At 40.2% G+C, this 20,831-nt stretch carries 18 protein-coding genes; 3 read left to right on the plus strand and 15 right to left on the minus strand.

All coding sequences use genetic code 11. The features are described from left to right. Nucleotides 1-14: 14 nt before the first annotated feature. Together SCALIN_RS18385 and SCALIN_RS18390 are read right to left on the minus strand one after the other, a co-directional pair. The gene (locus SCALIN_RS18385; RefSeq protein WP_096895915.1) at nt 15-2,363 is read right to left on the minus strand and encodes a pentapeptide repeat-containing protein; all 2,349 of its coding nucleotides are present in this window, start codon (nt 2,361-2,363) and stop codon (nt 15-17) included. Nucleotides 2,364-2,528: 165 nt separating this feature from the next. Continuing rightward, nucleotides 2,529-3,032: a hypothetical protein gene (locus SCALIN_RS18390; protein WP_096895916.1), complete on the minus strand. Its 504-nt coding sequence runs from the start codon at nt 3,030-3,032 to the stop codon at nt 2,529-2,531. A 159-nt stretch (nt 3,033-3,191) separates the two neighbouring features. On the opposite strand from SCALIN_RS18390, the gene SCALIN_RS18395 reads away from it, so the two are divergent. Next, entirely contained in the window at nt 3,192-4,586 is a 1,395-nt protein-coding gene (locus tag SCALIN_RS18395; protein ID WP_096894900.1) for an IS1380 family transposase, read from the plus strand. 281 nt (nt 4,587-4,867) lie between these two features. On the opposite strand, the gene SCALIN_RS18400 is transcribed toward SCALIN_RS18395, so the two are convergent. Next, entirely contained in the window at nt 4,868-5,824 is a 957-nt protein-coding gene (locus SCALIN_RS18400) for an NAD(P)H-binding protein (RefSeq protein WP_096895917.1), read from the minus strand. Nucleotides 5,825-6,139: 315 nt separating this feature from the next. On the opposite strand from SCALIN_RS18400, the gene SCALIN_RS18405 reads away from it, so the two are divergent. Continuing rightward, complete coding sequence (locus SCALIN_RS18405; protein ID WP_162532404.1) at nt 6,140-6,667, plus strand: pentapeptide repeat-containing protein; 528 nt, start codon at nt 6,140-6,142, stop codon at nt 6,665-6,667. Between the two features lie 107 nt (nt 6,668-6,774). On the opposite strand, the gene SCALIN_RS18410 is transcribed toward SCALIN_RS18405, so the two are convergent. The 5 genes from SCALIN_RS18410 to SCALIN_RS18430 all read right to left on the minus strand — a co-directional run bounded on the left by SCALIN_RS18410 (nt 6,775) and on the right by SCALIN_RS18430 (nt 12,093). Then, nucleotides 6,775-7,941 carry an ABC transporter permease gene (locus tag SCALIN_RS18410; protein ID WP_096895919.1) on the minus strand — a complete coding sequence of 389 codons (1,167 nt, stop codon included), beginning with the start codon at nt 7,939-7,941 and terminating at the stop codon, nt 6,775-6,777. Then, on the minus strand, nt 7,942-9,096 hold the full coding sequence (locus tag SCALIN_RS18415; RefSeq protein WP_096895920.1) for an ABC transporter permease: 1,155 nt from the start codon (nt 9,094-9,096) through the stop codon (nt 7,942-7,944). Beyond that, the gene (locus SCALIN_RS18420; protein WP_096895921.1) at nt 9,086-9,775 is read right to left on the minus strand and encodes an ABC transporter ATP-binding protein; all 690 of its coding nucleotides are present in this window, start codon (nt 9,773-9,775) and stop codon (nt 9,086-9,088) included. Before SCALIN_RS18420 ends, SCALIN_RS18415 begins: the two co-directional genes overlap by 11 nt. Then, nucleotides 9,776-10,993, minus strand: a complete 1,218-nt coding sequence (locus SCALIN_RS18425) for an efflux RND transporter periplasmic adaptor subunit (RefSeq protein WP_096895922.1) — start codon at nt 10,991-10,993, stop codon at nt 9,776-9,778. A gap of 659 nt (nt 10,994-11,652) precedes the next feature. Continuing rightward, nucleotides 11,653-12,093, minus strand: a complete 441-nt coding sequence (locus SCALIN_RS18430) for a cupin domain-containing protein (RefSeq protein ID WP_162532405.1) — start codon at nt 12,091-12,093, stop codon at nt 11,653-11,655. Nucleotides 12,094-12,534: 441 nt separating this feature from the next. Here SCALIN_RS18430 and SCALIN_RS18435 point away from each other — a divergent pair, with 441 nt between their 5' ends. Next, nucleotides 12,535-13,275, plus strand: coding sequence for a formylglycine-generating enzyme family protein (locus SCALIN_RS18435; RefSeq protein ID WP_096895924.1), 741 nt, complete (start codon nt 12,535-12,537; stop codon nt 13,273-13,275). 37 nt (nt 13,276-13,312) lie between these two features. On the opposite strand, the gene SCALIN_RS18440 is transcribed toward SCALIN_RS18435, so the two are convergent. The 7 genes from SCALIN_RS18440 to SCALIN_RS18470 form a co-directional block, all read right to left on the minus strand. Continuing rightward, complete coding sequence (locus SCALIN_RS18440) at nt 13,313-14,062, minus strand: hypothetical protein (protein WP_096895925.1); 750 nt, start codon at nt 14,060-14,062, stop codon at nt 13,313-13,315. A 53-nt stretch (nt 14,063-14,115) separates the two neighbouring features. Further along, nucleotides 14,116-14,721 carry a Crp/Fnr family transcriptional regulator gene (locus SCALIN_RS18445; RefSeq protein ID WP_096895926.1) on the minus strand — a complete coding sequence of 202 codons (606 nt, stop codon included), beginning with the start codon at nt 14,719-14,721 and terminating at the stop codon, nt 14,116-14,118. 3 nt (nt 14,722-14,724) lie between these two features. Then, nucleotides 14,725-15,315 carry a peroxiredoxin-like family protein gene (locus tag SCALIN_RS18450; protein WP_162532406.1) on the minus strand — a complete coding sequence of 197 codons (591 nt, stop codon included), beginning with the start codon at nt 15,313-15,315 and terminating at the stop codon, nt 14,725-14,727. 240 nt (nt 15,316-15,555) lie between these two features. Beyond that, nucleotides 15,556-17,136, minus strand: a complete 1,581-nt coding sequence (locus SCALIN_RS18455) for an FMN-binding glutamate synthase family protein (protein WP_096895928.1) — start codon at nt 17,134-17,136, stop codon at nt 15,556-15,558. Between the two features lie 209 nt (nt 17,137-17,345). Continuing rightward, entirely contained in the window at nt 17,346-17,684 is a 339-nt protein-coding gene (locus SCALIN_RS18460; protein ID WP_096895929.1) for a P-II family nitrogen regulator, read from the minus strand. Nucleotides 17,685-17,830: 146 nt separating this feature from the next. Continuing rightward, nucleotides 17,831-20,026 carry a catalase/peroxidase HPI gene (gene katG / locus SCALIN_RS18465; RefSeq protein ID WP_096895949.1) on the minus strand — a complete coding sequence of 732 codons (2,196 nt, stop codon included), beginning with the start codon at nt 20,024-20,026 and terminating at the stop codon, nt 17,831-17,833. A gap of 250 nt (nt 20,027-20,276) precedes the next feature. Next, nucleotides 20,277-20,744: a superoxide dismutase, Ni gene (locus SCALIN_RS18470; RefSeq protein ID WP_203415562.1), complete on the minus strand. Its 468-nt coding sequence runs from the start codon at nt 20,742-20,744 to the stop codon at nt 20,277-20,279. Nucleotides 20,745-20,831 lie beyond the last annotated feature (87 nt).

Genomic DNA, 20,831 nt, shown 5'->3' on the forward strand with positions numbered 1-20,831 from the left:
TCTGAAATTCTATTTTAAAACGGTCGGAAAAAATGGGTTAAAATCCAGAGGACCAGAAGGTAAGTACCAATAAGTGATTGGAGTCCGGCAAAGATCCTTATATTGCCGGTTGCAGTTAATGTATACTCATGGGGTTGAATCCTTGTTATCCAGTTTGTAAAGTTCAGATTAAGATAACCAATGTGAAAGGTTGACAAAAAACTGAAGTAGAGTGCGTATCCTGCTGTCATTATAAAAAACTTCAAGTCTTTTTGGATTTGATGTTCCGGTAGAATATCGAAAATAAGTCTTTCGGGCGTATCTTTTTCTTTTTCATCTTTAATGCTGTTGTGCTTCCAGATTCTGTAAATGCCACTTTTTCCATATACAAACATTGGATATATATAGACACCGGAAAAAAAAATAATCAATGCCAACAGGATTAATAGAGGGCGAAGGTAATGCAATCCGTATCCTGATGTCCATTCAAAGAGAAAACGTTTTGCCCATTTTTTGTGCCATGATAGATTTTTCGTCTTTAGATACTCTATAGCGTAAATGGTTTCTCGCTCTAAATGACGCAAACCCGCATCTTTCAGAGCAGTCTTTAACATCAACAGACCACTCATTTTGCCCTCCTCAAACCATACAGTACTCAATCCTTTAATTCCCCCGAGAAAATCCCTGTGCGGAGAAGAGGTTGGTTCATACTGGGAGTGCTCCAGATTAACTCCGGAAATAATTGCATCCTTCATATCTGCGTCGGTCAATTTCGTCTTACTCAGATTGCCATTTCTCAGGTCGGCTGCACTCAGATTTGCTTCTGTCAGGTCTGATTCGCTCAGATCTACCCCACTCATATCGATCTTGCTCAGGTCTATGAATCTCAGGTCTGCATCACTCAGGTCTGTATTACTTAGTTCCATCCCTTCCTTACCGTTATTGAGAATTTTCCAAACCAACCTCCATTTATCTGAGACCTTTGTTGTTTCATCAATCTCTGCATTCCTGAGGTTTGCATGATTAAGACCTGTTTTCTTCATATTGGCCCCGCTCAAGTTGGCATTTCTCAGATCAGCCTTATTCAAGTCAACTCTACTTAGATTAGCATCAGACAGGTTAGCATCAATAAGAATGGCTCTGTTCATGGCGCTTCTTTTCAGGTTTGCATTACTCAGGTTTGCTTCACTCAGATTAACCCTAATTAGATCAGCTTTCATCAGATAAGCATCACTCAAATCAGCCCCACGCAGGTCAGCTTCTCTCAGATTGGTATTTCTCAGATCTGCTTCTTTCATATCTGCCTCGATGAGGATGGCTCCGCTCAGATTGGCCTTACTCAGGTTAGTATAATGGAAGATTGCCTCGCTCAGATCAGCTTTGTGTAGATTTACTTCATTCATGTCAGCTTCTGTCAGGTCGGCACCACTTAAATTCACTCCGGTCAGATCAACCTTACTCAAGTCAATATTTCTGAGGTTCGCTTCACTCAGATCACTGTTTCTCAAGTCTTTGCCTTTCACACCCTTATTAACAATCCTCCAGACCAGTCTGCATTTATCTGAAATCGTTGTAGTGTTATCAATCTTTGTATTTCTCAGGTTTGTTCTGCTCATAATGGCTTCACTGAGGTCTGCTTCGGCCAGATCAACATCACTCAGGTCAGCTTCACTGAGATCCGCCTCGCTAAGTTTGGCTCCTCTCAGGATTGTCCCTTGCAAGTTGGCATTACTCAGGTCAGCTTCTATTAGCCTCACCCTTTCTAACTTAGCGCCTCTCAGGTCAGCTTCACTAAGGATGGCCTCAAAGAGTTTGGCATCACTTAAATCAGCGTCTTTCAGGTCTGCTCTGCTTAAGTCAGCTTCTAAGAGCTTTGCTCTGCACAGGTTGGCCTCTTTCAAATCCGCATCGCTCAAGTCTGCAACAAAAAGGTTCGCCTGGCTCAGATTGGTTTTCCATAATTTTGCCTCATTCAGTTTGACTACTCTCATGTCAGCTTCACTCAAGTCTGCATTACTCAGATCAGCCCCGCTTAGATTGGCCTTAATCATGTGAGCCTTTCTCAGTTTTGTTCCGGTCAGGTTTGCACCGGTTAAATCTGCTTCTTTCAGCATGGCCTGTCTCAGGTTGACTCCGCTCAAATCAACCTCAATCAGTTTTGCTCCTTTAAAGTCTGCTCGTTTACCTTTTTTGCCTGATGTATATAACCACCTTTTGTGTTCATCTACAATTTCTGAAAGCTCTTCCTTTGAAATTATTGTTCCATCGGCAAGCACACCTGTCCAAATCTTGTTCCTCTGCTCTTCCTGTCCGTTAGAAGGTATAGCGTGAAACAGTAAGATTCCGGAAACTACCAGAAAAAAGATACAAGAAAAATACTTCATTTATGATTCCGATCTTGAAAAGTAAATTCTGTCAGGTAGGTAGAGAATTGTACATGATATCTTGATCCTTCTTATACTACCGCAGGGGTTAAATCAGGAAAAAAGTAATAATTAATATTACACAAAAAATGATAAAAAAACTGAATTAAACGATAGTGTTAAAGGCTACTTCTTCAATCTCTTTTCTTTCATTTCTGATTTTTTTCCTTCGAATAATTGAGGATAGATATGTATGTCCAGATGTTTATGGCATAAAGAGCATGTCTGTTGTAATTTTCTTACGTACCATTGGGCGTCTTCAACAGCTCCCTCTTTTTTGTTATTTTTTGCCACCTTAACGAGTGACTTTGCAGAATCCTGCATCTTTTTCATCAACTGTTCATATTTTCGGTCTTCAGGTCTTGCATAGTCCCTTCTTAAAATTTTTGCTACATCTAAAATATTTTCTCCAGACTTTTTGATAAGCTTCCAGTGCTTTTTTTTGTAACTGGTATATCCTGACAATGCCTGAAGTGCTTTATAATCCTGATCTACTTTCTCTAATAGTTTTGCAAGTTCACTTTTTTCCTTTTTCTGTTCAGGAGGAGCAGTATCAGCATCTTCAGCTTTGACTTGAACGCTAAAACAGATAACTGAAAAGACTATCAGGGTAACTAATATTTTATACATAAATTCCCGCCTTTCTTAAAAAAATTACTTATTATAACCTAAGTTGAGCGATTTGTATTTGCTAAAAAGACTTAAAACCCACTTAAAAGGCAATAGTAATTTGTTATAATACATTTTCAAGAAAACAAAATCCATCACCCATTAAGTGAGGAGAGTATTATGAAGAAAAATGTATTTAAAAGCAAGTGCAAGATTAACAAAATCGGAGTAACAAATGACACATTAACCGGCAGAGGAGGCATGTCTTTATTTGTTAAATATTTAAGTAGTGTAGAAATATACCCGTTATTAGAAGAGTTTTTTGGAGATATCAGAAAAAGCGGCAAAGGTCTTCCGGTGTGGAATATATTCAAACAGATATTTTGTTGGTTTTATGATGGGACGAGTCGCCACCTAAATTCATTTGATCAATTAAGAGCAGATGAGGGCTATGCATCAGTAATAGAGAATTCTCAGACAGAGATGGTGTCGTCACATCAGATAAAACGGTTTTATAAATCGTTTTCATGGGTATGTGGAGGCCCATTTCGGAAGATATTACGAAAGATGTTTATTTGGAGGTTAAGGCGAGAAAACCCTGAGGTCATAGACTTAACATTAGATACAATGGTAATGGACAACGATGAAGCACAGAAGCGCTATGGAGTACAGCCCACCTATAAGAAAGTAAAAGGTTTCCAGCCTTTACAAGCAATTTGGAATGGTAAGATAGTGGATGCGGTCTTCCGAGGTGGAAAGAAACACAGCAACTGTGGTAATACCGTGGTGAATATGATGAGAGACCTTGTGCGGTTAATCCGTGAGGAATATAGTGAGACAGTCACGATAATAGTCAGACTTGATAGTGGATTTTTTGATGAGAAAATATTACAAGCATGTGACAATCTTGGAGTAGGATTTATCTGTACTGGCAAGATGTATAAGGGAGTAAAGGAGTATGTAGGTGTCCAGTTAGAGGACCAATGGGATGTCTACAGCAATAGGAATCAAGAGTGGAAGTATTTGGAGTTTGGTTATAGATGTGATTCGTGGGAGAGGTTTTATCGTGCAATATACACCAGATTGAGTCATGATGGAGAACAAAGGTTATTGGACTTTGCGCGGCCAGATAATGTAATTCTCACGAATATAGGAGTTAATCCAAAGGTGTTAGCCAACTGTAGTACTCAGGAGGAAGAGAGAAGATTGTTGCATACAGAAACAATTATAGAGAGCCATCATATGAGAGGAGCAGATGAATTACCGCATAGAGGGTTAAAGGATTTTGGATTTGAAGAATTACCGTTTAAGAGATTTGTACCAAATAGTGTAGTATATTATTGCATGCTCATATCATATTTTTTGTTTGAAACATATAAGGAAGATGTATTAGACGGAGTAATGCCAATCGGCAGCTATGCAACAACTGTAAGGAGAAAGGCATTAGACTTTGCAGCAAAGATAATAGGCACTGGCAGGCAGTTAATCCTTAAAGTAACACAGGCAGTAATGGACAATTTGCACTTTGATATATTATGGCAACGAAGTCAAAAACCCATACCAATAATCATATAAGCGTGACAAGAAGTTGAAAACAAGGTTATCTGTGGGAGAGGTATGTCCATGTTCCGGAAAATTGTACTAAAAATGCATTTCTAAAAGAATTTTTTTAGTAAGCGAAGGTTTATTGCCAAACCGAAACAATTTTGGCTAGAAAAAATTGAATATATTTCATTCATAAATTCCCGCCTTTCTTAAAAAAATTACTTATTATAAGAAATACTGTGACATGATTATGAAAGCAATTGTTTTACCGTAGACTCAATCAGATCCTCATTCAACATGCTTCTAAGAGTCTATTGTATCATTTCCTTGGCTTTAGAAACCGCAATCTTAACCGCATCCTTGAATGGTGTTCTGTTAATGGGAACATATCTGGTAATACTGTCATCCAGACATATAACCTCATTTTTTAATCCTTCTATAAGGGGATGTGCTATGCCTGATGGTACTGGTGTTACAAAGTCTACCCAGTAAGATGCAAGGTGTGGTGATAAAACCGGCGCACGGAAAATAATCCTTCTGCGAATTCCTACAGCCTCTGTATACTGCTGCATCATTTCCCTGTAGGTCAGGACATCAGGTCCTCCAATATCAAATTTTTTTCCTGCTGTGTCCGGGTTAAGCAGACATCCGGTAAGATATGCCAGGACATCCTTTACAGCAATTGGTTGAATCCTTGTGTCTATCCATTTCGGGCATATCATAACAGGCAGCCGTTCCACAAGATATTTCAGCATTACAAAGGATGCTCCTCCTGCACCTATAATAATGGCCGCACGAAGTACTGTTGCTTGCAGCTTACCTGAAGAGAGTATTTCGGCAACCTCTTCTCTGCTTCTGAGATGTTCTGACAGACCTTTTCCTGTCTCCCCAAGTCCGCCGAGGTAAATTACTCTTTTTACGTCGGATTCATCTGCTGACGAAATAAAGTTTTTTGCGGCATCTTTATCCATTCTGGCAAATTCAGTAGTTTTAAACATACTTTTTCCGCCCATTGAGTGTACAAGGTAAAACGCCGTATGGATTCCACGTACAGCTTCCTTAAGTCCTTCTCCTTTTACAATGTCACCTTTTACAATCTCAATATCTTTGTTCTTTAGAAAATCTTCAGGAACTTTCGACGGGTTTCGTACGAGTAGTCTGATTTTGATTTGTTTAGCGGTAAGTTCAGAAACCAGTCTTTTTCCTATAAATCCGGTTCCCCCAAGAATTAATACTCTATCGTCGGTATTAAAAGTTAAATTTTTCATTTTCATATTATATCAAATATAAAAATAGAAGTTAAGAATTTAATATTCTGTGTTTATTTTATTTCCATCACTTGTTGCCGGTTAATTTAACCCGATTATAAAAAAAGTAACATTTCTTAAGAATTAATTTAAACCTTATTTTTTATAGAACTGCTTCCTGTTTTTAAAAATTCAGGTTGTTAATTTCTGAACCAGGAACCATACCCACTCATAATCATGTTGTATAATATAAAGTAATTTGGCAAGTTATTATCTTCTTAAGTTTATATGAGATAATTTAAACGTTTTTATCAGGTCAAAAGTGGGAGGTTGATTGTGAATAGTCCCGGAAGAGTATTTAATATAGTTACATTTGTATTTACTGCAGTATATATTCAGATTGTGTTTTTTTCACTATCACAACCGGTATATGGATATGATGATGTTGAATTAATAGAACTATTGCAGACAAATAATTGCAAGAATTGTAATCTTCAAAGTGCTGACCTTAGAGGTGTAAACCTGATTGGCGCTTGCCTCATAAGTGCTAAACTTATGAATGCCGACCTTGAGGGAGCAGACATCTCTACTGCCAATCTGATTGGTGCAAACCTGAATGGAACAAATCTTAAGTATGTGAACTTTGAAGGTGCGAACCTTATGCATGCAAAACTTGGAGGAGCTGATCTGAGTGGGGCAAACCTGGCAGGTGCTGATTTGAGAGATGCAAGTTTGAGAGGAGCCAATTTTAACAATACTAACGTAAAAAGCGCAGACTTTATGTGGGCAAAGTATCTTAATAACGAACAGAAATATTATCTCAAAAAAAATGGTGCTCTCAATGTTTCCGGATTGACAATGTAGCTACGTGTTGTGAAAAGTTGCCAACTATCTGGAGGAAGATCATTGCGAATGATAAACGGGAACCAGCTTATTCAACAGGGTCTAACATCACAGTAAATAAAACTTTTTCAAACTTCCCGGAGTGAATCTACAATATTCATTCGTGATGCTCTGAAAGCAGGAAGGAGCCCTCCCGCAAAACCCATGAAAAGAGAGAATGTCATCGACTTGATGATAATTCCCGGTGTGATAGAAAAACTGAAAGCAAGCTCTGAAAATGTCTGAAAGTTCATGGTGGAAACAGTTACCAGTTGCAGTAGTGACGCAAAAAGCAGACCGGCACATCCTCCAAAAAAACCGAGAATAAGAGATTCCAGTAAGAATGCAAAAAGGATACTCTTGCGTTGAAAACCAAGGGCTCGCAGGGTACCAATTTCAGCCGTACGATTAGCCACAGCTGCAAACATTGTTATCATGGCTCCAACCACTGCACCAATAGAGAAAATGAGTGTTAATGAAATTCCCAGTATGCGAAGGAATGTGGACATTGTTTCCGACTGTTTCAGGTAATAATCTTTCTCCCGCAGGATACTCAGGGTTAATCGTGGATCTTTTGAAATAAAGGTTTTTAACTCTTTAAGCAGATCAGGATTTCGTAACCGGAAGATGATAGAAGAGTATGTCTGGCGTCGGAATGACTGCATGAGCTGATCCGCATCACCCCAGATTTCTGAACTGAACCCCGTATCTCCGGCATCGAAGATACCGACAATGTTCCAGGATCGCATGGCAAAGGAAAGAGTCTGCTGTAATCCCGTATTTTTGAAGCGTTTTGCAACACTCTGACCGACAATGATTTCAGATGTACCTCGTCTTGGTATCCGCCCCTTAATTAATTTTACTTGAGGCCGTAAAGAAAGTGAATGTTTGCCTGTTCCTCTTATAATAACATTAGCAATACCGTCACTGTGTTTTTTCTGCATAGTGATGAGAACCAGAAGTTCTTTGGCAAAAATTCTCTGCCCATCTTCGCCAAGGGCAATCTCCGGAAGGGTTTCCAGAATGGATGCCTGGTATCTATCTATCCTGCTCTGTACCTCAGTTTCTGCAGACTTTCTAAGAGTAACTACGTTGTTACTCGATCCTGTTTCGACAAGGGTTTTTTTCAGTCCTTCTGCAAGCATAATGATAGAGGCAAAGACAAAGACCACAAGGGCCATACCCGATGCGGTAAGTATTGTTGTTAATCGCCTTGTGAGGAGATTACGCAGACTATAGAAAAACAGGAGACTCATCTACCCTATCCTCCTGAGCCCTTCGGCAATACGAACGGTAACAGCCCTGTAAGCAGGAAATATTCCTGCTAAAAGTCCAACGGTAACGGTGACTGCCAGGTCCAGACACATAGTTTCCCATGTTATATTGAATACCGGAAAGAACCTTCCGACTGCCATTGAAAATCCCATGGCAGCAGGGAACGTCATGATAATACCGGTGATCCCGCCAAAAACGGTAATTACCATTGATTCACCTATAATGAGTAAACTTATCTGCCTGGTACGAAAACCCAGGGTTTTAAATACAGCATATTCTCCAATTCTTTCACGTACGGACATGCCCATGGTATTCGCCACTACAATAAGGATAATGAAGATGACGACAAGCGATATAAGCTGAATGGCCTTGATAATGGCCTCACTCATGGCTACGAATCCGAGCTGAAATGCTTTTTCTGTTTCAGTGAGTGTTTCTGCAAGAGAATTTTTGAAGGATTCGTCTACCGCTTCTGATGTTTCGGCCGCAATATAGGGGTTTTCTATTCCAATAATATAAAAACCAACATGGTCTTTCAAAGTGGACTGAAGTTTTTTTATTGATTCATTAAGATAGTTCCAGTGGAAGAAAAACAGTGTTTCATCTATGTTCTTGTTCCTGCCTTCATAAATACCGCGTAAGATAAAATCCCATTTACCGGGAAAAATAGTTCCGGTAAGCGTGATAGTATCTCCTAAATTCCATCCGAACCGATCTGCGAGTTTTTTTCCCACCAGGCAACCTTTTCTATCACTTGTGAACTTTACTTTCTGGCCGTCGGGGATTACATATTCAGGATAAAGTTCAAGGTAGCTATGTGGTTCAACGGCAAAGTTGGCAAAAAAATCTTTCTGATCAATATAATATCCACCAAACCAGTTTCCATAAGAGACAGTTTCAACGCCATCAATTTGACGAATTGTGTCTCTATAAGAAAGGGGCAGTCGAAAGATCAGTGATATTGAGTTTCTTGTTACCAGACGGGTTTCAGAAGAGGCTTCTACCCCAATGTACCATGCGTCGATTACCGTACGAAGTAATCCAAAGGAGAGGATCGCTACTGCCATACCACACACGGTTAGAAAGGTGCGCAGCTTATGGCGAAAAGCGTTTCGAAAAAGGATCTTAAAGATCATGGTTGAGTACGCCTTTATCAAGATGTTCCATAGAATGTGCTCGTTTTCCCGCCCATGGGTCATGCGTTACCATGATGATGGTTTTGCCCAGGTCACTATTCAGGCGATCCATAAGATCGAGCACATTTTCTGCAGATGTTCTATCAAGATCACCTGTAGGTTCATCTGCTACTAAAATAGCCGGATCAGTCACAATTGCTCTGGCAATAGCGACACGTTGTTGTTGGCCGCCGGAGAGCTGGTTTGGATAGTGATCAATCCGGTCTTCCATATTAACTACACTCAAGGCGGCAGAAACATGCTCCTGCCGTTCAAGCTTTGATAGTGGGGTCAGGAGCAGTGGTAATTCTACATTCTCAAAGGCAGTGAGTACTGGAATAAGATTGTAGAATTGAAAAATAAAACCTACATTAAACGAACGCCAGTGGGCTAGATCGGTTTCGGAAAGTGTTGTAATATTAATACCGTCAACTTCAATTGTACCATTATCCACGTGGTCTATTCCTGCGATGAGGTTCAGGAGTGTGCTTTTACCGGAACCTGAAGGGCCCATAAGTGCAAGATACCCTCCATTCCTGATTTCAAGTGAAATATTTTCCAGTACCCGTATTATCTGAGTATTCCTTTGATAAGACTTGTATACGTTATTAATTGATACAATGAGTTCCTTGCTCTGCATTTACTCCTCAATGATTTTTACTTTTTTCCCATTTTTTAATCTGTCCATGGGAGAAAGTGCTATTCTGTCTCCTGTTTCAAGTCCCGATATGATTTCGACCATTTTATCGAGTCTTCTGCCTGTAGTAACCTTTTTTTTCTTCACACGGTTACCCATAAGAAGATATACTGCATCATATCCGTCGTTTGTAACGAGAGCAGAAGCAGGTACGGCTCTAACTGGTGTATGTTCGTTTTCAGCAATTTTTCGCTTGAGAAATGCTACCTTGGCACTCATTTCCGGAAGGATGCTGGATTCTTTATCTAAAAATGCGACCTTGACCAACACTGATGCCTTACTCCTGTCGGCTGTAGGCACGATCATGTGTACTTTCCCTCGAAATCGTTTGTCCGGTAATGCATCCAGTTGAATTTCACACGGTTGATCGGCCTTAACCTGTTCTATGTTAGATTCGGAAACATCTACCTCAACTTGCAGTGAGTCCATGTCAGCAATTGTTACTACAGATGCACGTGCGTTGGCTGCAGCACCCACAGGTGTTACGATATCGCCTATATCTGCATTTTTTGTAAGAACAACTGCATCAAATGGTGCCCGTAAAAGGCTATATTCAAGATTGACTTCAGCTTCTTTTAATGCTGACCCGGATGCTTCCAGTGCTGACTTTCTGGCAGCAACAGCCGCATTGGCGCTTTTGTGTCGCGCTTCCGAAATATCGTATTCAGATGCAGAAGCAACCTCTTCTTCCAATAACTCTTTAATTCGGTTAAAGGCAAGAACCGTTTCTGTGAGTTCGGCTTCTGCCTGGTCAAGTTCAAAACGGGCAACTTCCCTGTTTGCTTTTGCTTTATCAAGTGCTGCCACAACATCCTTGTTTTCCAATGTTGCAATGATATCTCCTTTTTTTACTATACTTCCTTCCTCCACGAGAAGGGATTCAAGCCAGCTGGTAATTTTCGAGGAAACGGCAGATCTACGCTGAGCTACTACGTAACCACTTGCATTGAGCAGAGTAAACGTTTGAGAAGGGTATATTGTAGTGACGTTGGTAACCTCTACCTTGGTAGAAGGCCTCAAGACACCTGTCGCATACAAAATCCCGGAACCGGCAGAGAGTGAAAGTATAATAAGCAATAAAAAATACTTTTTTCGTTTTTTATGATGTGTCTGGTATTTTGTCCTGTCAATCCGAAGCCGTGAAAGATCATCAGTGCTCATAAATCTATTTTGTTCTCAAAAGAGATAGTTATACCCATCACGAATTGGTTTTCGGTTTTCATTACCAGATTTCACCAGAACTTATAGATTTTTCTCAATCACAAAATCCTCGACTTAGCATTGCTAAGCCTCTGGTTTTGTTCAATCGACAAATCAAAATTTCAGGCAAACTCCTGCCCTGAAATTCCTAAAACAACTTCGTAATGGATATACAACAATTTTCTCAACTTAAATCCTCCCCTGACCTCTTTATCAGCGAAGAGGAATCGGATTTTCAGGGGTTAATTCATTTCCGTTCTGCTTATTTAATCTAACCATACTCATGTATGTACTGCAAGAGTAAATTTAATGTCATAACGAACACTTTTAAGTCCTTTATTGTAAAGCATATGCCCAGTTGATAACTCAGGAGATGGGGGAAGCCAGTTACGGATGCGAGAGCTGAGGTTGAAAAGTGTACCGGAACGGCAGAATTTTATGCGGAAAAGAGTGAAGAGTAGCTGCAGGATGATTATCTTTTCTGTTCATATCATTTGGGTGGCCTGCCTGTGCGCGAACCGGAAAATTCGGTTGGCTAAAACTCCCGGTTCGTACATGTTGGCAATACATTCCAGACTATTCAATAATGATTCAAAATCAGATAGGGAACTTATTAAAAACTACGCTTCCTCTTCACGAAGGGCGGTACCGATATTAAGCAGTTCAGGGGCATTTTCAAACGTGAGGTATTCAACAGGTTCATCGTGAGGATTATGAAGCTGGTGCCATGCCCAGACAGGTACTTCAAAGATATCACCTTCTTCATAATCTATTTTATGCCCCTCTATTTCCACATAACCTTTTCCCTTGGTAATAATTGATATCGCGTGATAAGTATGTCTGTGCTTTCTTCCTTGAGATTTGGGTGTTATTCCGGAGAAAGTAACACTATACCTTGTTGATGGCAAATCAGCCATTGCAATAGGATGTCGTCTCTCAGCAGAAAAATCTTTGTCCACACCTGTTTTTCTTACCTGTCTATGGATCAACGAATTCATATCTTCAGGAAGCTGAGGTGTAAGGTTTTTCGGGACCTTTGGAAAATCTTTTGACGTAAACATAGAGTATCTCCTTTTAATTAAAGTTGTTAATGACTTAAACCACATACGCTTTGACTTTGTCTAAAAATAGCAGAAACACCAGGTTTGTCTGTTTAGCAGTACAAAAATTCTGCCTTAAAAGTATTGTCTATTTTAATTTACCTTCATTAGGTGTGCTTAAAGAAAGGAATATACAACATGAATAGACATTATAAAATGATATCACACACATAAACTGAATGCAAATACGATATGGATATTTGTTGCAAATGGATATTCTTTACAGGTACAAAATAAACAGAGAAAGTACGGCTTATCCAGATAACGGGATGTGATTTAAACAATACAGGTTTGTTTCCTTAAATAGAAAATGTTATAATAAATTTCAAAATGTCTTTTTTATTTTACAACAAAGATTGAAATGTTTGCTTCCATATAATTTATATTTGAAAGGAAAATGCCATGAAAATGTTGCTTTTTACTGCTTTATTGTTACTTTTGTGTTCCCATAGAGTTATTGCGGAACCAGAAATGGTGTTTGTCAAAGGTGGATGTTTCAAGATGGGAGATATTTTCGGAGAAGGGGACAGACATGAAAAGCCCGTACATGAGGTATGTGTAGACAATTTTTATATTGGAAAATATGAGGTGACACAAAGGGAATGGGTAGAAATAATGGGTAAAAATCCATCTAATTCTCAATATCGTGATGACTGCCCGGTAGAGAATGTGAGTTGGAAAGACATTAGAAAGTATTTAGTTAAACTAAAGAAAAAGACTGGCAAGAAGTACCGATTACCAACAGAAGCGGAATGGGAATATGCAGCGAGAAGTGGCGGTAAGAAGGAACTCTGGGCAGGAACCAGCAATACGGTTAATTTAAGAGCTTATGCATGGTTTAGAGATAATTCACATAAACAAACACACCCAGTAGGTATGAAAAGACCAAATGAACTCGGTATATACGATATGAGTGGGAATGTACAAGAGTGGGTTTATGATGCATACGATGCGAATTATTATCAAACAAGTCCTGATGATAATCCAAAAGGAGTCCCATATGAACCTAACATTGTACGTGTTTACCGTGGTGGTTCCTCGTTAAGTGACCCATGGATGCTACGTACAACCAACCGTGCCAGGAATAAGCCATATGTCAAGGGCCCCATGCTTGGGTTTCGTCTGGCACTTTCCGTCCAGTAGTTATGTACTAGTACTATAATTATTCCAGACCACATCGCTATTTTGCTGGTGTGGCAATTTGGTTAACGAACTCTTCTATTTTTGGTTTGTAGATATCAGAGAAATTATGCAGATCATTTAAATGAACTCCGTCTGGTAAGGCCAGAGTGTATAAATCAAGATGTTTTTGTTGTATAAAGACATTATCAATAAATGAGGGCGGTACCAGAGGATCTTTCCCGCCGCGAACAGATAAAACTGGAAATTTTTCGGGTAACGATTCTATATGAGTAAAAATATGCTTTTCAAAATTTCTTCCAAAACTATAAAAACTAATCATGGAAACTGCTAATCGTAATAGCTTATTTGAAACATGTGACTCTTGGGTAAAGTACCCCCATGAAATTTTCCAACCCAGTCCCGAAAAGGGGCCACCATCACATACTATACCAGCAATGTCTTTTCGTTTTTTCTGGTACAATGCCTGAAAAACAGAAAAAATTGGCATCGAAAAACAAAATACTATTTTGTCACCGTCTATTTTATCTAAACCATCATTGATTTGCTTTTCCCAATACCCAATCATTCCGGTTTTTAAATTTTTTAAACTAGTTATATCATAAAGCAAATTTTTGTTTACCCATGTGAGGGGAATGACACTGGCATTAAAGCCTAGTGAATTTACAAAATAAACGTGAGCTTTTAACGATGCAATCTTAGCTCCGTACCAGGGAATTAAAACTACGGATTCTTTAAATAGAGGTTTTTTTACATTATAATTTATTTTTATGCCCCGTGAAATTTGCACTTATTTAGTTTAATTCAGGATTTATTTAAACCATCTTTAATTTTCTTACCAGGTCATGACTGATAATTGTTTGAAATGCACCGCGGAGCAGAGGGTCTTCTGAAAAATAACTTTTTTAGTTTGTCCGCTTGCATTGAAAAATACTCGGTTGGCTGTTCAGCTACAACGCTTGCATTTATTGGCTCTGATGTCAAAAAACTTAGTTCACCAACGAACTGTCCTTCTCCCAGCCTGGCGAGGCAATTTCCATTTTTTTCGACAACCAGTATTCCAGAAGTGATTAATAAAATTCTATCTAAAACTACTTTTTCCGGAAAGACACACTGGCCTTTTACCGCGACCTTCCATTCCCCTATATTCAGCAATTTAGAAAACTTCCAGGGACTTATAGAGCGAAAAATAAGGTTGTACAATGATTGTTCTTTTTCTGTAAAATGTACGGGTCTTCTCTCCTGATGGAGAAGATAAATGCGGTAAATATTGATTAAAGAAAAAAGAATATTCCAACAAATTGGTGCCCACAATGGTTGAGGTTGAAAATAAAAATATGGTATGAGAAAACACATTGCAAGCATTGTAAGAAGTCGTAATGCAAAGATATCTTTAACCGAGTAAGAAAAAAAATAGAGGATGTTTGCAATATGAATGAGATAGTCCATTTTTCACCACTTACCGCAATACGGTGCGGTATCTTTCATCAGAAGCAGATAAATAGAATCAACGAGGTCAGTCATTTCTGCATATTCAGTTAGACTTTTATTCCGATGACAGAAAACTATTCGTTGATCTTGATCTAATAAAATAGTGCCACCTTGTTGAAGTAGATCTCCTTCAAGAGAGTTTTGAAAATGTCCGTGAATTACTGCGCGAATAATACCGCGAACTGCGTTCCATCCAAACGTCGCCCATATTGAACGCCTCATTTCAACCGCACGGTATGACTGTAGTGAAGGGTCTGTTACAATAACAACTTGACTATCTTCAAGTTTATAGCGTTCTATAAAACCCTGAATATACTGAAATTTTCCATTTCCAATAAGTACAATTTTCAGACCAAGTGATTCGAGTTCTGCCAATCGGTTTGTTAACTCCGCCATCTGTACACTACAACCAATACAGCCGAAATGTCTCAGGAATATAATGAGCGTAGCTCTCTCTCTGCACAACACGGAACTCATTCTAATGGACTTGCCATTCTGGTCTAGAACTATTAACTCAAGAAAATTACTTGGAAGTTTTTTGTCAATCTTCATTCTTCTCATGTAGACCTTTGGTAGCTTTTTCTATTGCACTGTTTTTGAATTCATGTAGATTGGGTAAAGTTCCACAACACCCATCAATAATTGCAATAAGTATAGTGTCATTCTGCTTCGCTTAAAGGATTATACCAAAAAGAAAGACCGAAAAGCAGATAATCTTAAGTAGTAGTATAAAATTATAAAGATAATGTATTCAAAACTTATGAAAAGTTACAATGTACACAGGTGCAAAGATTATTCTCTGGCTTCAAGTTCTTCCATGATAAGTTTAAATGAATCCGGGATGGAATCAGGCTTAAGCAAGCAGCCTATTTCTACAGGTGGGAATATCTGATCGTATCGTACTATGCGGTTTAAGTCGACTCTCCGATTGACATGGCGCCTTTCTATTTTTTCCACGGAATCCAATCCTGCAGCAGCCACCATTTCCACAAGAGTTTTCACGGTTCCACCATGGTAACTCGCTACCCGGTTCGTTTTGTTCTTCACATTTAATCCCTTTACCAACTCGGGCTTTTGTGTCGTAATACCAGTGGGACAGGTGTTTTTATTGCATTCCAGGGCTTGTATGCATCCAAGCGCCAACATCATGGCACGGGCACAGTTACATGTGTCGGCACCCAAAGCCATAGCCCGAAACATATGAAAACCAAAAACTATCTTTCCGGAAGCAATTACTTTTATCTCTCTTTTCAGATCGAAACCTCTTAAAGTATCTACTACGAAAGCAAGTCCGTCTCTCAAGGGCATACCTACGGCATCAGTAAACTCCATAGGAGCGGCTCCTGTACCCCCTTCCCCTCCATCTACGGTAATATAGTCTGGTTTAATACCGGTACTCAGCATTGCCTTGCATAAGGCAATGAACTCACTCTTTTTCCCTACGCACAGTTTAAAACCAACAGGTTTTCCACCAGAAAGTTCACGAAGCTTCTGGATAAATTCCATCAATTCCACCGGATTAGTAAAGGCAGTATGGAATGGTGGTGAGTTCACTCTTTTATACGGTTCTATTTGCCTCATTTCAGCAATTTCAGGAGTATTTTTTTCCGCGGGCAAGATACCGCCATGACCTGGTTTTGCACCTTGTGAAATTTTAATATCTATCATTTTTACCGTTTTGCCGCAGGCATTTTCAGCAAAATTCTCGGGAGAAAAATTACCTTCTCTGTCACGGCATCCAAAATATCCTGTACCGATCTGCCAGATCAGATCACCACCCGGCCTGAGATGGTATTCGCTGATGCCTCCTTCTCCGGTGTTCTGAGCAAACCCTCCGATTTTTGCCCCTCCATTTAGCGCCAAAATAGCACTCTTGCTGAGTGAACCATAACTCATGGCAGAGATGTTAAGAATACTTGCGGAATATGGTTGTTTACAATCCCGGCCACCTATCATCACTCTGGGTGATTGATCAAGCTTTTCACCGTCTAAAGGGTAAATGGAATGCTCCATCCACTCGTATCCCGTTTTATAAACGTCCTGTGGGGTACCAAAGGCTTGTGTGTCCAGCTCTTTTTTTGCACGCTGATAAATAATAGATCTGAATTTCCGGTGGAAAGGCCGGCCTTCGGAATCGGACTCAATGAAGTACTGGTTTACTTTCGGCCCCATACTTTCAAGTATATAACGTCCTCTCCCGAGCAAGGGAAAATTACGCTTTATAGCATGTCGGGTCTGAAACATATCATATACCCCCATCAGAATCAAGGGGCCGAAGATGATAAATGCCCAGAGCATCGGCGGCCAGAACCACCCTATGCCACCAAAAACAAGAATAATGGCAATACTATGAATGATAAATTGTTTTCGCATTTTATTAATAAAATACCAATATTACTAACCACTCACATTGAATTATGAAAAAGAAAATACGGAAAGAGCTTCAAATGCTACGATACCAACAATCAGTGGCAACCACAAGAATGTATTTGTAGGAAGCATCTTTCTATTAATAGCCATATGCTAAATTTACCTGACAGTTTAAATATCTTAAATAGAACGATAAATATAGTGTGGGTATATTAAATTGCAGTATTGCCCTGCTCACCTGTGCGGATTCGGTATGCGTTTGATACGTCGGAGACATATATCTTTCCATCTCCAAGGCTTCCGGTTTGAGATGATGAGATAATGGTCTGTACAACTTTATCTAAGGTTTCATCCGCAACGAAAAGTTCAATCTTTATCTTTGGCAGTAAATCCATCCTGTATCTCTCTGTCTTATATACTTCCCGTACGCCTTTCTGACTACCGTGTCCTTTTACCTCTATGACTGAAATCCCTGTATATCCCTCTTCCTCAAGGGCATCTTTGGTTGCGTCAAATTTCTCGTGGCGAACGAATGCCTCAACTTTTTTCACAAGGTTTTCCTCCTTCTTTAAAAACTTTCCATGTAATAATGATTGTTACGATCTAACTGTCTGTTTGAACATAAGCTCTAGCTTTACTTGGTTAAATTAATCTAATTCCTGATATTGAATCAGTTCATTAGTTATAGTGGCTATTATCAGATCTTTTCCCCACTATCAAAGCGGTCAAGGTTCATCACCTTGGTCCAGGCATGAACGAAGTCGTGCACAAACTTTTCTTTCGAATCATCAAATGCGTAGACTTCTGCAACCGCACGCAACTCGGAGTTTGCACCGAAGATCAGATCAACAACAGTTGCTGTCCATTTAAGCTTACCTGTTTGGCGATCAATCCCTTCATAAATACCCTCAGATTTGTCTGCCTTTTTCCACTTCGTGGACATATCAAACAGGTTCACGAAAAAATCATTGCTCAAAACTCCAGGCCGGTCGGTAAACACGCCATGCTTAGAGTGACCGGAATTGGCATTCAGCGCACGCATACCGCCCACCAGAACCGTCATCTCAGGAACGCTCAGATTTAACAGGCTTGCCTTTTCAATCAGCATATCTGCCGGGGAACGATAGTTATCCTTACCGAAGTAATTCCGGAATCCATCTGCTGCAGGCTCAAGAACGGCAAAAGATTTTACATCGGTCTGTTCCTGTGTTGCATCTGCACGGCCCGGTTTGAAGGGGACTAAGACGTCAGAGCCTGCATCCTTTGCCGCTTTCTCTATGGCGGCAATTCCACCCAGGACAATCAGATCAGCAACAGAAACTTTTGTATTATCAGAGCGTGCGTTATTGAATTCTTTCCGGATTTCTTCCAGGCGCTTCAGTACCTTCGCCAGTTCTTCCGGGTTGTTAACTTCCCAATTTTTTTGTGGCTCAAGTCGCAGACGTGCTCCGTTTGCACCGCCACGCATATCGCTGCCGCGAAAGCTGGCAGCTGATGCCCAGGCGGTTCTCACCAGCTCCCGCACAGTCAGACCCGATTCAAGAATTTTAGATTTCAGATTATTAACGTCTTGTTCACTAATCAACTTATGATTGACTTCTGGAATGGGATCTTGCCAAATCAGTTTTATGCCCGGAACATCCGTGCCGAGATAGCGTGCACGTGGCCCCATATCACGGTGCGTCAGTTTAAACCAGGCTCTGGCAAATGCATGTTCAAAATCTTCCCTATTCTTCAGGAAGCGCTTCGCAATCTTACTATATTCAGGATCACGTTTCAGAGCAAGATCCGTGGTAAACATAATCGGATGATGAAACTTACCATCAATGTGCGCATCAGGCACCATTTCAGGAGCAGTTTCATTTGTCGGAATCCACTGAATCGCACCGGCAGGGCTCTTTGCCTGCTTCCATTCGAAGTGGAATAAATTCGCCAGATACATCATAGTCCACCTATCTGGTGCAGATGACCATGCGCCTTCTAACCCACTGGTGACTGTATCTTCGGCATTGCCCTTACCACATTTGTTTTTCCAGCCGAATCCCTGTTCTTCAATAGGCGCACCGGCAGGCTCGACTCCTACGCATTCAGACGGATCATAAGCTCCATGCGCTTTACCGAAAGTGTGCCCTCCTGCGATGAGTGCCACAGTTTCTTCGTCATTCATCGCCATGCGGCCAAAAGACTCACGAATAGCCTTTGCGGCTGCAAGCGGATCATGGTTTCCTCCCGGCCCCTCCGGATTTACGTAGATAAGACCCATCTGAACCGCAGCAAGAGGTCCTTTTAATTTCCCGTCTTTGTCGCGGCGTTTAGCATCAAGCCACTTCGTTTCAGGGCCCCAATAGACCATGTCAGGTTCCCAGTCATCCTCACGACCACCCGCAAAGCCAAGGGTCTTAAAGCCCATATTTTCCATCGCAACATTGCCTGCTAAAATCATCAGGTCTGCCCATGAAATCTTTTTTCCATATTTCTGCTTGACCGGCCAAAGCAACCGCCTTGCTTTATCAAGGTTTGCATTGTCAGGCCAACTATTGAGAGGATCAAAACGCTGTTGGCCCCCTCCAGCTCCGCCACGCCCATCAAGTGTGCGGTAGGTACCTGCGCTGTGCCATGCCATACGAATAAATAAGGGGCCATAGTTTCCGTAGTCTGCCGGCCACCAGGCCTGTGATTTGGTCAACAAGGTATCAATATCCTTCTTCAAGGAATTAAGATCGAGCTTTTTAAATTCTTCTGCGTAGTTAAACGATTCACCATAAGGATTTGACTTTGTATCATGCTGGCGGAGAGGGCTGAGATTCAGCTGCTCAGGCCACCAGAATTGGTTTGGCTTTGCTTCGCCTTTACTCAAATCAGAGTTTACCATTGCTTCTGCTACTTCCTTCATCTTTGCTTCGGCCTCCACCTTAGCTGTCGCTTCTTTTTCTGCCTCGACTCTTGCTTGAGCTACTGTCTTTTCCTTCTCTTCGGTCTCTGCTACCGCTTTAACCTTAACCTCTTCCTTTGCCATTGCTGTAGTTGAAAGCGAAAAAACCATTAAACCTGCCATAGCTGTAGTAATTAATAAGTTACGTTTTTTCATGGTTAATATTCTCCTTTCAGGTTCCAGGTAAACTTGCATTGTTATGTGGTTTTCTCTAATGCTTATGCTCAGGATAGTAAGATGACAGGGCCTCAATGCTATCATTTAGTTTTGTCGCATATTCCACATCAGCATTTTGCTTGGCTTTCATTGCTGCAATAATTACTGCATGGTGCTTTATTAAACGTTCAGCATAGTCTTTTTGATTCGGTTTGACCCGTTGTGTCAAAAAGTAGTTACTTATTGTAGAAATGATATTTTGTGCATGTTTTTCTTTATTCACCACCCAGCGAACTATTTGGTTTTGAGATTGCGCATCTGACTTACGTGCCAACTCAGCAATCAACTTTGCTGACTTTTCTATGGTAGCGGCATCTTCAAACATTGATTGAACTCGTGCATTGTCATCATAGATTCCACATGGGATCTGGCAATGAGAATGAGCACGTTGAGTTAAAACCATACTGGATACTACAATAGTTAAGGCAATTAATAACATTACATTTCTAAACCTTTTCATCATTGGTTCCTCCTTTTATTGACATTACTTTTAGAATATAAACAACCAGGATGTATAGACCTGATTCTCATCTATATTCACATAAATATA

The sequence above is a fragment of the Candidatus Scalindua japonica genome (genome assembly GCF_002443295.1).
Taxonomy (GTDB): Bacteria; Planctomycetota; Brocadiia; order Brocadiales; family Scalinduaceae; genus Scalindua; species Scalindua japonica.

Bases quoted from the DNA above. Each gene is read 5' to 3' on its own strand.
- SCALIN_RS18385 (WP_096895915.1), bottom strand. From the start codon at position 2,363: ATGAAGTATTTTTCTTGTATCTTTTTTCTGGTAGTTTCCGGAATCTTA.
- SCALIN_RS18390 (WP_096895916.1), bottom strand. From the start codon at position 3,032: ATGTATAAAATATTAGTTACCCTGATAGTCTTTTCAGTTATCTGTTTT.
- SCALIN_RS18395 (WP_096894900.1), top strand. From the start codon at position 3,192: ATGAAGAAAAATGTATTTAAAAGCAAGTGCAAGATTAACAAAATCGGA.
- SCALIN_RS18400 (WP_096895917.1), bottom strand. From the start codon at position 5,824: ATGAAAAATTTAACTTTTAATACCGACGATAGAGTATTAATTCTTGGG.
- SCALIN_RS18410 (WP_096895919.1), bottom strand. From the start codon at position 7,941: ATGAGTCTCCTGTTTTTCTATAGTCTGCGTAATCTCCTCACAAGGCGA.
- SCALIN_RS18415 (WP_096895920.1), bottom strand. From the start codon at position 9,096: ATGATCTTTAAGATCCTTTTTCGAAACGCTTTTCGCCATAAGCTGCGC.
- SCALIN_RS18420 (WP_096895921.1), bottom strand. From the start codon at position 9,775: ATGCAGAGCAAGGAACTCATTGTATCAATTAATAACGTATACAAGTCT.
- SCALIN_RS18425 (WP_096895922.1), bottom strand. From the start codon at position 10,993: ATGAGCACTGATGATCTTTCACGGCTTCGGATTGACAGGACAAAATAC.
- SCALIN_RS18430 (WP_162532405.1), bottom strand. From the start codon at position 12,093: ATGTTTACGTCAAAAGATTTTCCAAAGGTCCCGAAAAACCTTACACCT.
- SCALIN_RS18435 (WP_096895924.1), top strand. From the start codon at position 12,535: ATGAAAATGTTGCTTTTTACTGCTTTATTGTTACTTTTGTGTTCCCAT.
- SCALIN_RS18445 (WP_096895926.1), bottom strand. From the start codon at position 14,721: ATGGACTATCTCATTCATATTGCAAACATCCTCTATTTTTTTTCTTAC.
- SCALIN_RS18450 (WP_162532406.1), bottom strand. From the start codon at position 15,315: ATGAAGATTGACAAAAAACTTCCAAGTAATTTTCTTGAGTTAATAGTT.
- SCALIN_RS18455 (WP_096895928.1), bottom strand. From the start codon at position 17,136: ATGCGAAAACAATTTATCATTCATAGTATTGCCATTATTCTTGTTTTT.
- katG (WP_096895949.1), bottom strand. From the start codon at position 20,026: ATGAAGGAAGTAGCAGAAGCAATGGTAAACTCTGATTTGAGTAAAGGC.
- SCALIN_RS18470 (WP_203415562.1), bottom strand. From the start codon at position 20,744: ATGATGAAAAGGTTTAGAAATGTAATGTTATTAATTGCCTTAACTATT.